This window comes from Pararobbsia silviterrae (assembly GCF_003628125.1).
Taxonomy (GTDB): domain Bacteria; phylum Pseudomonadota; class Gammaproteobacteria; order Burkholderiales; family Burkholderiaceae; genus Pararobbsia; species Pararobbsia silviterrae.
This window is the reverse complement of sequence record NZ_RBZU01000005.1, coordinates 87,621-101,663: the sequence shown is the minus strand read 5'-3', so window position 1 is coordinate 101,663 and position 14,043 is coordinate 87,621. Positions and strand designations below refer to the sequence as shown.

At 63.7% G+C, this 14,043-nt stretch carries 11 protein-coding genes, 5 tRNA genes and 1 other RNA gene; 9 read left to right on the top strand and 8 right to left on the bottom strand.

From position 1 onward, the window contains the following. Positions 1–58 precede the first annotated feature (58 nt). An RNA gene (gene ffs, locus D7S86_RS13020) (signal recognition particle sRNA small type) lies at positions 59–157 on the bottom strand. A gap of 641 nt (positions 158–798) precedes the next feature. Between ffs and trxA the strand changes: the two genes are divergently transcribed. The 9 genes from trxA to D7S86_RS12970 all read left to right on the top strand — a co-directional run bounded on the left by trxA (position 799) and on the right by D7S86_RS12970 (position 9,394). Then, a complete protein-coding gene (gene trxA / locus D7S86_RS13010) occupies positions 799–1,125 on the top strand; it encodes a thioredoxin TrxA (protein ID WP_121087106.1) in 327 nt (108 codons plus the stop codon). 183 nt (positions 1,126–1,308) lie between these two features. Next, positions 1,309–2,571 carry a transcription termination factor Rho gene (gene rho, locus D7S86_RS13005; RefSeq protein ID WP_121087104.1) on the top strand — a complete coding sequence of 421 codons (1,263 nt, stop codon included), beginning with the start codon at positions 1,309–1,311 and terminating at the stop codon, positions 2,569–2,571. A gap of 239 nt (positions 2,572–2,810) precedes the next feature. After that, positions 2,811–3,653 carry a M90 family metallopeptidase gene (locus D7S86_RS13000; protein WP_121087102.1) on the top strand — a complete coding sequence of 281 codons (843 nt, stop codon included), beginning with the start codon at positions 2,811–2,813 and terminating at the stop codon, positions 3,651–3,653. Positions 3,654–3,857: 204 nt separating this feature from the next. Next, positions 3,858–4,121, top strand: a complete 264-nt coding sequence (locus D7S86_RS12995; RefSeq protein WP_121087100.1) for a type B 50S ribosomal protein L31 — start codon at positions 3,858–3,860, stop codon at positions 4,119–4,121. Positions 4,122–4,360: 239 nt separating this feature from the next. Further along, on the top strand, positions 4,361–4,837 hold the full coding sequence (locus D7S86_RS12990) for an RbsD/FucU family protein (protein WP_121087098.1): 477 nt from the start codon (positions 4,361–4,363) through the stop codon (positions 4,835–4,837). Between the two features lie 133 nt (positions 4,838–4,970). Then, positions 4,971–6,725: an ArnT family glycosyltransferase gene (locus D7S86_RS12985; protein WP_121087096.1), complete on the top strand. Its 1,755-nt coding sequence runs from the start codon at positions 4,971–4,973 to the stop codon at positions 6,723–6,725. Positions 6,726–6,763: 38 nt separating this feature from the next. Continuing rightward, on the top strand, positions 6,764–8,188 hold the full coding sequence (locus D7S86_RS12980; protein WP_121087094.1) for an MATE family efflux transporter: 1,425 nt from the start codon (positions 6,764–6,766) through the stop codon (positions 8,186–8,188). Positions 8,189–8,390: 202 nt separating this feature from the next. Next, entirely contained in the window at positions 8,391–8,903 is a 513-nt protein-coding gene (locus D7S86_RS12975) for a ComEA family DNA-binding protein (RefSeq protein ID WP_121087092.1), read from the top strand. Positions 8,904–8,968: 65 nt separating this feature from the next. Next, positions 8,969–9,394: a YidB family protein gene (locus D7S86_RS12970; RefSeq protein WP_121087090.1), complete on the top strand. Its 426-nt coding sequence runs from the start codon at positions 8,969–8,971 to the stop codon at positions 9,392–9,394. A 2-nt stretch (positions 9,395–9,396) separates the two neighbouring features. On the opposite strand, the gene D7S86_RS12965 is transcribed toward D7S86_RS12970, so the two are convergent. The 7 genes from D7S86_RS12965 to gltX form a co-directional block, all read right to left on the bottom strand. Next, the gene (locus D7S86_RS12965) at positions 9,397–10,938 is read right to left on the bottom strand and encodes a methyl-accepting chemotaxis protein (protein WP_121087088.1); all 1,542 of its coding nucleotides are present in this window, start codon (positions 10,936–10,938) and stop codon (positions 9,397–9,399) included. 279 nt (positions 10,939–11,217) lie between these two features. Further along, positions 11,218–11,294, bottom strand: a tRNA-Asp gene (locus D7S86_RS12960). Positions 11,295–11,375: 81 nt separating this feature from the next. Further along, positions 11,376–11,451 (bottom strand) — tRNA-Glu (locus D7S86_RS12955). 52 nt (positions 11,452–11,503) lie between these two features. Beyond that, a tRNA-Asp gene (locus D7S86_RS12950) sits at positions 11,504–11,580 on the bottom strand. An 81-nt stretch (positions 11,581–11,661) separates the two neighbouring features. Continuing rightward, positions 11,662–11,737: transfer RNA gene (locus D7S86_RS12945), tRNA-Glu, on the bottom strand. A 204-nt stretch (positions 11,738–11,941) separates the two neighbouring features. Beyond that, positions 11,942–12,017 (bottom strand) — tRNA-Ala (locus D7S86_RS12940). Between the two features lie 126 nt (positions 12,018–12,143). Further along, the gene (gltX, locus tag D7S86_RS12935; RefSeq protein WP_121087555.1) at positions 12,144–13,538 is read right to left on the bottom strand and encodes a glutamate--tRNA ligase; all 1,395 of its coding nucleotides are present in this window, start codon (positions 13,536–13,538) and stop codon (positions 12,144–12,146) included. Positions 13,539–14,043: the final 505 nt, after the last annotated feature.

Genomic DNA, 14,043 nt, shown 5'->3' with positions numbered 1-14,043 from the left:
GGGCAGCGCGGCGATCGGATGCGTGGCGCAGGATGATCCAGGGGATCCAGAGAAGAGGGGTGACGAGCCCGACCCTCGGCACTAGCGGAAAACGGCTGTGGCTGCTTCGTTCCCGACCTGACCAGGTTGGCCGCGCCGCCATGCGAGGAGGCCCGTCACGCCGCATTCTAACATCGCCGCCCCCGGTCCCGACAAGCGACATTGCTGATCGTGCGCATACGCGCCCTTCGGCGCGTCCGTCCGCGCGCCTGTCGGCAAGCTTCGCGACGCGCCTCCCGACGGCCGTCGGTACGTTGCGCGCCGGGTCTCCGATGCGCCTTCGATGCACCTTCGATGCACGCCTCGACGCACGTATTGGTGAGCGTCTTGGCGCGTCTCGACGTGTCTTTCGGCATGCCTGTTTCGCGCACGCGTCCGCCCTTTTCAAGCGTCGTCGTCAATCCGTCGAACCACGACGCCTTCAACACCGTATTCGATGCGACGCGCGCGCACCGCCCCCTTGATTCGGCGCGTTCGGCCCTCATGTGGGGAGCGTAAGACGCCGTTCGGCCGATCGCGGTAACCGGCCGAACGGTAAGCAGTTTGTTCACGTCACGCGAAAAGACTGTACAGAGCAGGTTCTCACGCGTGTGCGGGAATTGGGCTAAGATCAACCGCAATTCGTGCCACAACGCCCCTGGCGTCGAAGACTGCCCATCCCGGACAGCCGTGGCGGCGACGGATTTTTTTTGCGTTTTGGTGTATGGTGGCGGCCATTTGGAACCCCGCCCGACCCCGGCGCGACGAGGTAATCAGACAATGAGCGAACAAATCAAGCATATCAGCGACGCATCGTTCGAAGAGGATGTCGTCAAGGCAGACAAACCGGTGCTGCTCGACTTCTGGGCCGAATGGTGCGGTCCGTGCAAGATGATTGCACCGATCCTCGACGAAGTCGCGAGCGAATACACCGATCGCCTGCAGATCGCGAAGCTGAATGTCGACGAGAACCAGTCGACCCCCGCCAAGTTCGGCGTGCGCGGCATCCCGACGCTGATCCTCTTCAAGAACGGCGCCGTCGCGGCGCAGAAGGTCGGCGCGCTGTCCAAGTCGCAACTCGCGGCGTTCCTTGACAGCCACCTCTGATCCCGCTTGAATGACCCCATGTTGCCGACCGGCAACATGGGCGCGCGCACGCGCCTAGCGGAACCGCGCGCATGCTGTGCTAAGATTCGCCCCATCCTTTTCGAACACGTCTTCGAACGCTTTTTCGAGCGTTTGCCCGCCCCTCCCAATTCGTAGCACATCTCTCCCTGCCGGGATTCCTGTATGCATTTATCCGAACTCAAGTCGCAACACGTCTCCGCGTTGATCGAAATGGCGAACGGTCTCGAGATCGAGAACGCGAACCGCCTGCGCAAACAGGAGCTCATGTTCGCCATTCTCAAGAAGCGCGCGAAAACGGGCGAAACGATTTTCGGCGACGGCACGCTCGAAGTGCTGCCCGACGGGTTCGGTTTTCTGCGTTCGCCCGAGACGTCGTATCTCGCGAGTACGGACGATATCTACATCAGTCCTTCGCAGATCCGCCGCTTCAATCTGCATACGGGCGACACGATCGAAGGCGAAGTGCGCACGCCGAAGGACGGCGAGCGGTATTTCGCGCTCGTCAAGGTCGACAAAGTCAACGGGCAAGCGCCCGAGGCCTCGAAACACAAGATCATGTTCGAGAACCTCACGCCGCTGCACCCGAACAAGCCGCTGCATCTCGAGCGTGAAATGCGCGGCGAAGAAAACGTCACGGGCCGGATCATCGATATGATCTCGCCGATCGGCAAAGGCCAGCGCGGCTTGCTCGTCGCCTCGCCGAAGTCGGGCAAGACGGTCATGCTCCAGCACATCGCGCACGCGATCAAGGCGAACCACCCCGATGTCACGCTGTTCGTGCTGCTCATCGACGAACGGCCCGAAGAAGTCACCGAAATGCAGCGCTCGGTCGCCGGCGAAGTCATCGCGTCGACGTTCGACGAACCCGCTGCGCGTCACGTGCAAGTCGCGGAAATGGTCAGCGAAAAGGCCAAGCGTCTCGTCGAAATGAAGCAGGACGTCGTCATTCTGCTCGACTCGATCACGCGTCTCGCGCGCGCCTACAACACGGTCGTGCCCGCGTCGGGCAAAGTGCTCACGGGCGGTGTCGACGCGAACGCGCTCCAGCGTCCGAAGCGCTTCTTCGGCGCGGCGCGCAACGTCGAGGAAGGCGGTTCGCTGACGATCATCGGCACCGCGCTGATCGAAACCGGCAGCCGCATGGACGACGTGATCTACGAAGAATTCAAGGGCACGGGCAATATGGAAGTGCACCTCGAACGCCGTCTCGCCGAAAAACGCGTCTACCCGTCGATCAATCTGAACAAGTCGGGCACGCGTCGCGAAGAACTGCTGATCAAGCCCGATATCCTTCAGAAAATCTGGGTGCTGCGCAAATTCATCCACGACATGGATGAAATCGAAGCGATGGAATTCCTGCTCGACAAGATCAAGCAAACCAAGAGCAATTCGGAGTTCTTCGATCTGATGCGTCGCGGCGGTTAATCCGCGCATCGATTCCGATATGCCGGACGGGCCTCGCGCGCGACACTTCGCGCGCGAGGCCCCTGTCGTTTCGGCGGCGTCATTCCGGCGGTGGTGTGTGCCCCGTGTCGTTGACCGCCATCGTTTGTGCGGCGTCGTTTGTGCGGCGTCGTTTGGTCCGCGTCGTTTGCGCCGCCTCGTTTGAGCGGCGTGGCACAATCGAACACTCGCACGCCCTGCCGCGACCCGATCGCCCTTCGATGCTGACTTCGCTGACCCGCTGGTTCGATTCCCGTAAGCGCGAACGCGCCTTACGCCGTCATGCGATACCCGACGCGCTCTGGGCGCGCACGCTCGCGAATCTCCCGTTCCTCGACTGGCTCGACGATGCCGGTCGCGCGCGGCTGCGCGACATGAGCAGTCTGTTCCTCGCGCAGAAACAGTTCTCGACCGCGCACGATCTCGAACTCACCGATGAAATCTGTGTCGCGGTCGCGGCGCAGGCGGCCTTGCCCGTCCTCAATCTCGGACTCGATTTCTATCGCGGCTGGGTCGGCGTCGTGATCTATCCGGGCGAGTTCGTGATCCGCAAGACGGTCGAGGACGAGGACGGCGTGGTCCATGAAATCGTCCAGGACGCGAGCGGCGAAGCGTGGGAAGGCGGCCCCGTGCTGCTGTCGTGGGAAGATGTCCGGATGGGCTCGGGCGGCGATGCGTACAACGTCGTGATCCACGAGTTCGCGCACAAGATCGATATGCTCGGCGGCGAGGCCGACGGTCGCCCGCCGTTGTTCAAGCGCCTGCACCCCGATCTGAAACCCCAGGAATGGGCCGACGTCTTCGACCATGCCTATGACCGCTTCTGCCGGCGCGTCGACGGCATCTCCGACCGCCGATGGCAGCAGTTCGCCGAGACGTCGTTGATCGATCCCTATGCGGCTGACCATCCTTCCGAATTCTTCGCGGTCTGCAGCGAGGCGCTCTTCGTGACGCCGCGCCCGTTCGAGGCGGCCTATCCCGAACTCTATCGCCTGCTTGCGCGCTACTACCGGCAGGACCCGGCGCAGGTGTTCGACCCGCCGCTCGCGCCCGAGATCGATTAAGGCGCATCGCCCGATCGAGCGGGTGCCGACAAGCGGGAGCCGACGCCCGCGGATTTCCGGCCCATTGCACAAAACACTGGCAAAGGTCTGATTCTCTGGCATAATTCCGCTTTTCCCACTTGGCAAGTGGCTCCCGCTTGGGCTATCGAAGCCCGAACAACGCAGTGCGGCGAGCTGGCTACCGCTCGATACCAAGGAAGTGACATGAAAGAAGGCATTCACCCGAATTACCGCGAAGTCCTGTTCATCGATGTCTCGAACGACTTCAAGTTCGTGACGCGCTCGACGATCCAGACGAAGGAAACGGCCGTCTTCGAAGGCAAGGAATACCCGCTCGCGAAGATCGAAGTGTCGTCGGAATCGCATCCGTTCTACACGGGTCAGCAAAAGATCATGGACACGGCCGGCCGTGTCGAGAAGTTCCGTCAGAAGTTCGGTGCACGCGCCGCCGGCAAGGCCGCGAAGTAAGACCGCGCAGCACACCGCTTCGACACCCCAAAAAAGGCAGCTTCGGCTGCCTTTTTTGTTTTCGGCGCCCGGCGACGGCACATCCGCGCGCGCCTGGCTTCGTCTGCGCGAACACCGGTGTTAGGATCGCGACAGCGATGTCACGCGCGACACGACACCCCTTCCGGTCTCACGCGCGCCCCTCGACGCGCTGACGACACGCGTCGCCAAGAACACGCTTTCGAACGCAAGGAGACGATGTGCTGAAGAACCTCGACCCCCTGTTGAACGCAGACGTCCTGCATGCGCTGCACTCGATGGGCCATGGCGACGAACTCGTGATCTGCGACGCCAACTTCCCGGCCGACGCGATCGCGCGCAAGACGGTCATCGGCACGTTGCTGCGCATCGATGCGGTGTCGTCGCCGCGCGCGCTCAAGGCCGTGCTCTCGGTGATCCCGCTCGATACCTTCGTCGACGCGCCCGCCTTGCGCATGGAAGTCGTCGGCGCGCCGCAGGAGTTGCCCGCCGCGCAACGCGAAGCGATCCTCGAACTCGAAGCGAGCGGCGAGAAGACCGTGTTCGCGCCGCTCGAACGTATGGCCTTCTACGAGCGCGCCAAGCAGGCCTACTGCGTGATCATGACAGGCGAACAACGCGGATACGGCTGCTTCATCCTCAAGAAGGGCGTCCTGATTGCAGCCGACGCGGAGTCGCGTCCTGGCGCCGTGCAATAAGGCATGGCCCGGTGTTGATACGGAATATTCCGTGTCGCCGCCAAACGACGATGCCGCGCTTTCCGATCCGGGCCCGGCTAAAATGCCAGATTCATTTCGGCGGGGCTCGCGAGCCCACAGACTCATTCCACGCATGCGATCGACCGTCCGTCTCACTGCCTCCGCAACGAGCGCCCTCCCGCGCTGGCTGCTGTTTGCGATCTGCATCGTCTATGCGGCCTCCGGATTGTTCGGCCGGGACCCCTGGAAGAACGAAGACGCCGCGTCGTTCGGCGTCATGTGGACACTCGCCAACGGCGGCGCGCACGACTGGCTGCTCCCCAATCTCGTCGGCAAGGTGATCACGGCGACCGGCCCGCTGCCGTTCTGGCTCGGCGCGCTCTGCATCCGCGCGTTCGGACCGTGGCTCGCGCCGAGCAACGCCGCGCATGTGCTCACGGGCCTCATGTTTTATGGCGTCTGTGCGTTCGTCTGGTACGGGACGTATCTGCTCGGACGCCGGCCCGAAGTCCAGCCGTTCAAATATGCATTCGGCGGCGAGCCCTCGCCGCGCGACTATGGCCGCACGCTCGCCGACGGCGCGCTGCTGATCCTGCTCGCCTCGTTCGGCCTGGCCGAACGAGGCCACGAAGCGACGCCGCAAGTCGGCCAGCTCGTCTGTACGGCCATGTTTCTCTACGGGCTCGTGCGCGCGCTCGACAAGCCGTTGCAAGGCGCGCTCTGGACCGGTATCGCGCTCGGCGCGTTCGCATTGTGCGCAAACCCGCCGCTGATCCTCGCGCTCTTCGCCGCGCTGCTGGCGGTCGTCGTCGTCGTGCGCGCGCTCGACACGCGCAAGCTGCTCGGCGTCGCGATTCCGCTGGGGCTCGTGATCGCGGCGAGCTGGCCCATCGCCGCGTACCTCGCCTATCCCGACGAAGCGCGACACTTTCTCGGCGACTGGGTCGGATCGAACATCGCGTACTTCCGCGGCTCGCCGAAGCCCGCGCTGTTCTATGCGGCCAAAAATCTGCCGCTGTTTACGTGGCCCGCCTGGCCGCTCGCGATCTGGACCTGGTTGAGTTGGCCCGATCTGCGGCGCGCCCCGCATATCGCGATCCCGCTGTCGATCGTCGTGCCGCTACTCGTGCTCGTCGTGCTTCAGCAACATGAGACGAATCTGCTGTTCCTGTTGCTGCTGCCGCCGCTCGCGGTCATGGCAAGTTTCGGGCTGCCGACGCTCAAGCGCGAAGTCATCAACGCATTCGACTGGTTTGCGGTGCTGAGCTTCACGATCGTCGGCGGATTCGTGTGGATCGTCTGGATCGCATCGGAAACCGGCTTTCCGGCCCCGATCGCACGCAACCTGAGCCGGCTCGTGCCGGGGTACCGGCCCGAGTTCAATATCCTGTCGCTGATCGCCGCGCTCGTCGTCACGGGCTGCTGGATCGCACTCGTGCGCTGGCGCCTGTCGCGGCACCCGAAGGTGCTCTGGCGCAGCGTCGTGCTGTCCGGCGCGGGCACGACGCTCATGTGGGTCCTGCTGATGACGCTCTGGCTGCCGCTCGTGAACTTCAGCCGGACCTATCGCGACGTCGCGACGCAAATCGCGGCGCGGCTGCCGAGCGACTACACGTGTATCTCGCCGGTCCGGCTCGGCGATGCGCAACTCGCGTCGTTTGCGTATTTCGGCAAGATGCATTTCGCATTCGACGGCGCGGATTGCGACGTCCTGCTGCGTCAGGACACGCAGGACTACAATCCGCCCGCCTCGCTGTCGCCCTATACCTGGAAGCTCGTCTGGGAAGGCCGCCGCGCGGCCGACCGCGACGAACGCTTCCGCCTCTACGTGCGCGTCGAGCGGCCGGTTCGGACGACGCCAGCGGCGCGTCACGACACCGCGCATTGACCCCGCGGACACCCTCGCCGCCCCTCCACGCTGCCTTCATGTTCGAACACCTCAAGCGCATCGCGACGCTCGCCTGGCCCGTCCTGATCGGACAACTCGCGATCATCGCGTTCGGTGTGCTCGATACGGCCATGGTCGGGCGCTACTCGGCGCTCGACCTCGCGTCGCTCGGCCTCGGCAACTCGATCTTCATCTCGGTGTATCTCGGACTCAGCGGGATCCTGATCGCGCTGATGCCGATCGCCGGGCACCTGTTCGGCGCGGGCCGCGCCGACGAGATCGGTCATGAGGTCCGTCAGGCCTTGTGGCTCGCGGCCGGCCTCTCGGTCATCGGGGTCGCGGTGCTCGCCTGGCCAAACGCATTGCTGCGGCTCGCCGACGCGCCGCCCGAACTCGCGGGCCGCACGGCCGCCTATCTTCGAATTCTCGCGATCGGCGTGCCCGCGGGCCTCGTGTTTCGCGTCTTCAATTCGCTGTCGACGGCCATTTCGCGCCCCCGCATGGTCATGACCCTGCAGCTCGTCGATCTCGCGATCAAGGTGCCGCTCAACACGTGGTTCATCTTCGGCGGATTCGGCGTGCCCGCGCTCGGCGGCCCCGGCAGCGCGCTCGCGACGACGCTGATCAACTACGGCTCGGCCGCGCTCGGCTTGTATTTGATCGCGCGTCATGCCGAGTATCGCGCGCTCGGCGTGTTCGAACGCTTCTGCTGGCCCCAGATCAAGCATCAGATCGCCTTGCTCAAGCTCGGCGTGCCGATGGGACTCTCGTACCTGATCGAGGTCACGAGCTACACGTTCATGGCGATCTTCATCACGCACTTCGGCACGCGCGTGCTCGCGGGCCATCAGATCGCCGCGAATCTCGGCGCGGTGCTCTATATGACGCCGCTCTCGATCGGCATCGCGACCTCGACGCTCGTCTCGCAGAAACTCGGCGCACGCGAACCCGTGCAGGCGCGCGCGCTCGGCTTGCACGGCATCCAGTTGGCCGGCGTGATGGCGGTCGTCCTGACGACGCTCGTGCTGACGCTGCGCAGACAGATCGTCAGCGCGTACACGCCCGACGCATCCGTCATCGCCGCCGCATTGCCGCTCGTGACGATCGTCGCGTTCTACCATCTGTTCGACGCGATCCAGTGCTCGACGGCCTTCGCGCTGCGCGGCTACAAGATCACGACCGTGCCGACGATCATCTATGCGGTCGCACTCTGGGGCGTCGGGCTCGGCGGCGGTTATGTGCTCGGCTTCAATGTGCCGGGCACGCTGCCCGCGTTTTTCACGGGCGCGCGCGGCTTCTGGTTCGCGAATCTCGCGAGCCTTGCGATCGCGGCCGTCGCGCTGCTCGTCTATTGGCTGCGTATCAGCCATCCCGCGCATCGTTATGCGTCGGGTCATCCCTCGCTTCAGTCCGCCGAGCCTCACGTCGCCGAGCCTCACGTCGCCGAACGTCACGTCGACTAAATATCGGCATGCGACACTCGGCGCGCAATCCGCTCCGTACCGGTGCGCGCCGTACGCCCCTATCGCATTCCCGCCGGCCTTGAATTTCATGAGGGCCGGATCGCCGTCACCATTTTTGCGACGGCGACGCGGTTTGTTTTATGCTTAGGCGGCCGGCTTGCGTTTTCCTCTCTATCCATCCCCGTTCAAGACGGAGCTCTCGATGATCAAGAAGCTGCTGGTGGTGCTGTTGGCATGGTGCGCATTCGCGATCCATGCATTCGCGGTTGAAGTCAACTCGGCGACCCAAGCCGAACTCGAAGCCCTCAAAGGCATCGGTCCCGTCAAGTCCAAGGCGATTATCGACGAGCGCACGAAAAACGGCCCGTTCAAGGACGCGGACGATCTCGCGACACGCGTCAAGGGCATCGGCGACAAAACCGTCGTCAGTCTCGAATCGCAGGGCCTGACGATCAACGGATCGAATGCCGGTCCCAAGGGCGCCGCGACGTCCGCGGCCACGACGACGAGCAAGAAGACGCCTGTGGCGAACGTCAAGAGCGCCCCGGCGCCCGCACCGGCCACGGCGATGACGGCCGCGGCACCGGCGCCCGCCGCAGCGTCGGCACCCGCCGCGGCATCCGGCGCCGCCTCGTCGGCGACAGGCAAGAAGTCGAAAAAAGCATCGAAGAAAGCGGCCGCAAGCGCGGCGAGCGCCGCATCGGCCGCCAAGTAAGCGCACGTTCGAGACACCGATTTCCCCCTGTACTCACCCCGCAAATTGATTTGATGGAGGCCACCATGGGCTTACTCGACTCCCTGACTTCGGCGCTCGGCTCGGGCGACGCCACGCAAGGCAGCGCGCACGCATCGGTGCTCGCCGCCGCGATGGAATACGTGAACCAGCAGCCGGGCGGTCTCGGCGGCGTCGTTCAGTCGTTCGAACAAAACGGACTCGGCGGCGTGATCGGTTCGTGGATCGGCAATGGCGAAAACCAGCCGATCTCGTCCGATCAGATCGAAAGCACGCTGGGAAGCGATGCCGTCAGCGCGATCGCGCAGAAAGCCGGCGTGCCGGCCGACCAGGTCTCGGGCATTCTGAGTCAGGTGCTGCCGCATCTCGTCGACAAGGCGACGCCGAACGGCGAAGTGCCGCAAGGCGGCGGGTTCGATGCGTCGAGCTTGCTCGGCGCGCTCGGCGGACTGCTCGGCAAGCGCGAAGGCTGAGTTCAGGCGGGCAGCGAGAAGATCGCGATCGCGTCGCGCAATACACCGACCTGGTCCTTGAGCGAGTGCGCGGCGGCTGCCGCTTGCTCGACGAGCGCCGCGTTCTGTTGCGTGACGTGATCCATCTCGCCGATCGCGCGATTGACCTGCTCGATGCCCGTGCTTTGCTCGTGCGACGCGCGACTGATCTCTTCGAGAATCTGCGTCACGCGCCGCACCGAATTCACGATCTCCGTCATCGTCTCGCCCGCATTCGAGACTTGCGCGGCGCCCGTCTCGACCGATTGCGTCGACGATTCGATCAAGACCTTGATCTCCTTCGCCGCGGACGCCGAGCGCTGCGCGAGACTGCGCACCTCCGAGGCGACGACCGCGAAGCCCCGCCCCTGCTCGCCCGCGCGCGCCGATTCGACGGCGGCGTTGAGCGCGAGGATGTTCGTCTGAAATGCAATCGCGTCGATCACACTGATGATGTCGCCGATCTTGCGTGAGCGCGCGGTGATTTCGGCCATCGTCTGCACGACGTCGCCGACCACCCCGCTGCCGCGCGTCGCGACGGCCGCGGCCTCCTCGGCGAGTCGCGCGGCCTGCGATGCGCTGTCGGCGTTGTGCTTCACGTTCGCGGTCATCTGCTCCATGCTCGTCGATGTCTCGACGAGCGCCGACGCTTGCTGCTCCGTGCGCTGCGACAGATCGGAGTTGCCGGCCGCGATCTCGGTCGCGCCGACATTGATGTTGTCCGTCCCCTGACGCACACGCGAGACCGTGGCGACCAATGAGGCCTGCATGGTCCGCAACGCGCCGAGCAGACTGCGTTCGTCGCCGTGCGTGGCCGGCACGGCGGTCGCGAGATCGCCTTCGGCGATGCGCCGCGCGGTTTCGACCGCGAACTCGAGCTCGCCGCCGAGATGACGACGCACGCTGCGCACGATGACGAGCATCACGCCCGTCGAAATCGCGCCGAGCACGGCCGTCATCGCGAGCCATCGGAGCGCGCTCGAGATGAAGGCGCTTTCGACATCGTCCATATACATGCCGGTCACGATGTACCAGTCCCAGGGTTCGAAGCGGCGCGAATAGCTCGTCTTCGGAACGGGGTTGTCGCTACCGGGTTTCGGCCAGAGATAATCGACGAAGCCGCCGCCGTCGTGATTGCCTGCCGTCACGATGTCGCGAAACAGATAATGGCCGGCGGGATCCTTCATCTCGCTGACGTCCTGGCCGTTCAGCGCGGGCTTGATCGGATGCATGATGATGACGGGATGCGAGTCGTTGACCGACACATAGCCGTCCTTACCGTAGCGCAACGCGGCCAACGTATCGATCGCGTTTTTCTTGGCCTGCTCTTCGGTGATCGCATGCTGCTCGGCGAGCGCATGTTGATGCGCGACGATACTGTGCGCCTGGTCGACGAGCGCGACGAGCTGCGCGCGGCGGTCCGCGGTCATCGACACGCGGTTTTGCCACGCCCCGAGTACGCCGATCACGATAAGCCCGAGCCAGAGCACGGCAATCATCGCGCGGAGTTTGTTATTGAGCGTCATCGTGCATGCACCGTCGGTCGTCATCGGGCCGTATGGCCATCGGCGCGTCGCTTGTCGCAGCGAGGCCGCGCCGTCTCAGTATGCGATTACGACGGGAATGGGACGCCCCAATAGCAGGGAAAACCCTAGGCATCAGTCGGGATTCCTATTCATCGGACGAAAAAAAACCGGCCTAGTGGTCGGTTTTTTCAGTGGAATCTCATGATCCCGATGACAACTCGATGCACGCGATTCGGACTTGATCTGAACGTCCTTGAAACGAACGGGCTTCGAAAAGGTTGGCGGAGTGGACGGGACTCGAACCCGCGACCCCCGGCGTGACAGGCCGGTATTCTAACCAACTGAACTACCACTCCATACTGCTGACCGCTTTCTGATTCGCGCATGACGCAATCAGAATTGGCATACATCGCCGTAACTCGATGACACCGATATCTTGGCGTCCCCTAGGGGATTCGAACCCCTGTACTCACCGTGAAAGGGTGATGTCCTAGGCCTCTAGACGAAGGGGACTCACACTTTAATAAAAAAGCCGCTCAAATTCGCCGAGCGGCTTTTTCGTGTTTGGCGGAGTGGACGGGACTCGAACCCGCGACCCCCGGCGTGACAGGCCGGTATTCTAACCAACTGAACTACCACTCCATACTGCTGACCGCTTTCTGATTCGCGCATAGCGCAATCAGAATTGGCACACATCGCTGTAATTCGATGACGCCGGTATCTTGGCGTCCCCTAGGGGATTCGAACCCCTGTACTCACCGTGAAAGGGTGATGTCCTAGGCCTCTAGACGAAGGGGACATGATCTTTTGGATCCGTCTGAACTGCGCTTTTTGCCACTCGCTGCAGCGTTTTTCGCTGCGCCGACAGAAGCAAGAAGTATATCTGCCTCGGTACTACCTGGGAAGCTTTTTTTTCGTCAGAGCCTTATTTCATGCGGCTTAGCGACCGATATCGAATCTTTCGCGCAACCCTGAAAACCGACTCAAGCTTCCCTCTGAATCTTGGTGGAGGTAAGCGGGATCGAACCGCTGACCTCTTGCATGCCATGCAAGCGCTCTCCCAGCTGAGCTATACCCCCCGTGCAGAGAAGAGAGATATTAAAGAACGCTTCGAACCTTGTAAATACCCTTTGCACACAAAATAGGTAAATATCTTCCGGCGCACGCGACCGTGTCCGTCGCGCGCGCCGTTTCGGCGTCCGCGATCAGGCCTGCGCGAGGCGCGCGAGCACCGTCTCGCGGCCGAACAACTGCAGCACCGCGTCGATCGACGGCGTATGCGTCGTGCCCGCGACGAGCAAACGCACGGGCATCGCGAGCTGCGGCATCTTGAGCTTGTGCGCGCCGAGCGTCGCCTTGAACGCGGCGTTGATCGCTTCCTTGGTCCATTCGACATCGCGCAAGGCCTGCGCGAGTTCCGCGATGACGGGCTTGATCGCATCGCTCAGATGCTGCTCGCGCGACGCGGCATCGGGCGCCGGTGTCGCGTAGAACATCAAGGCGTTCTCGGCGAGTTCCTTGACCGTATGCGCACGGTCCTTGAAGAGCGCGACGACCTGTTCGAGCGCGGGCCCCTTCGCGAGATCCGCGCCGTGCTGCGCGAGGAACGGTTCCGCCAGCGCCGCCAGCCGCGCGTTGTCGGCTTCCTTCAGGTAGTGCGCATTGAGCCACTTGAGCTTGTCGGAATCGTAGGCGGCCGGCGACGTGCCCAGGTGCTCGAGATCGAACCACGCGACGAACTGATCGCGCGAGAAGATCTCGGCGTCGCCGTGCGCCCAACCCAGACGCGCGAGGTAGTTGACGACCGCCTCGGGCAAGAAACCCTCGTCGCGATACTGCATGACGCTCATCGCGCCATTGCGCTTCGACATCTTCTCGCCCGCCTCGTTGAGCACCGTCGGCAAGTGCGCATAGACCGGCGGTTCCTGGCCGAGCGCGCGCAGAATGTTGATCTGGCGCGGCGTGTTGTTCACATGATCGTCGCCGCGGATCACATGCGTGATCCGCATGTCGAGATCGTCGATGACGACGCAGAAGTTGTACGTCGGCGTGCCGTCGGGACGCGCGATCACGAGATCGTCGAGCTCGTCGTTCGAGATCTCGATGCGGCCCTTGACTGCGTCGTCCCACGCGACGACGCCCGTCAGCGGATTGCGGAAACGGATCACGGGCTGCACGCCCTCGGGCGGCGTCGGCAAGACCTTGCCGGGTTCGGGACGCCACGTGCCGTCATAGCGCGGCTTCTCGCCGCGCAGGCGCTGCGCCTCGCGCAGCGCATCGAGTTCCTCGGTCGACATGTAGCACGGATAGGCGAGCCCCTTGTCGAGCATGTCCTTGAGCGCGGCGCGATACCGGTCCATACGCTGCATCTGGTAGAACGGGCCCTCGTCGATATCGAGGCCGAGCCACGCCATGCCCTCGAGAATCACATCGACCGCTTCCTGGCTCGAACGCTCGACGTCGGTGTCCTCGATACGCAGCACGAACGTGCCCTGGTTGTGACGCGCGAACGCCCACGGATACAAGGCGGAGCGAATATTGCCGAGATGGATGAAGCCAGTCGGACTGGGGGCGAAACGGGTGCGAACGGGTGTGGTCATGAGCTTCGGCGGGCAAATCGGCCGCGGGAGTCGGCGCGGACTCGCGACGGACGCATGGCGGAAAGAATGCGTGAACGGAAAACGCGGAATTATAGCCCGCCCCCCCGTGAACCACGCGCACGCCTCGCCTCTCATCGCCTCTCGCACTGCGCATTCGACGAACCCGCCGTACGGTTCGCCCCGATCGGCGCGCGATTCGACGCGTGCGCCCGATGGGCGGTGCGACCGGCTCCATACCGTCGATCGGCCGCGCCATGTCATCGCATGCGATATCGAACACCGATCGCCCGCCCTGTGTCCTGCCCCGGATTCCCGACCCGTATAATTGGCCCGCCTTGCAGTTGGAGAAGTGGCATGCCCATCCCCTGTTTCACTGTTCATCGCGACGCGACCTCCCCCGCGCGCCGCGCACGTCCGTTCACGTGGTTACGCGCAGGGACCTTTGCGCTGAGCCTGATCCTCGCCGCCTGCGCGAGTACGCCGCCGATCAAGACGAGCACGGGGT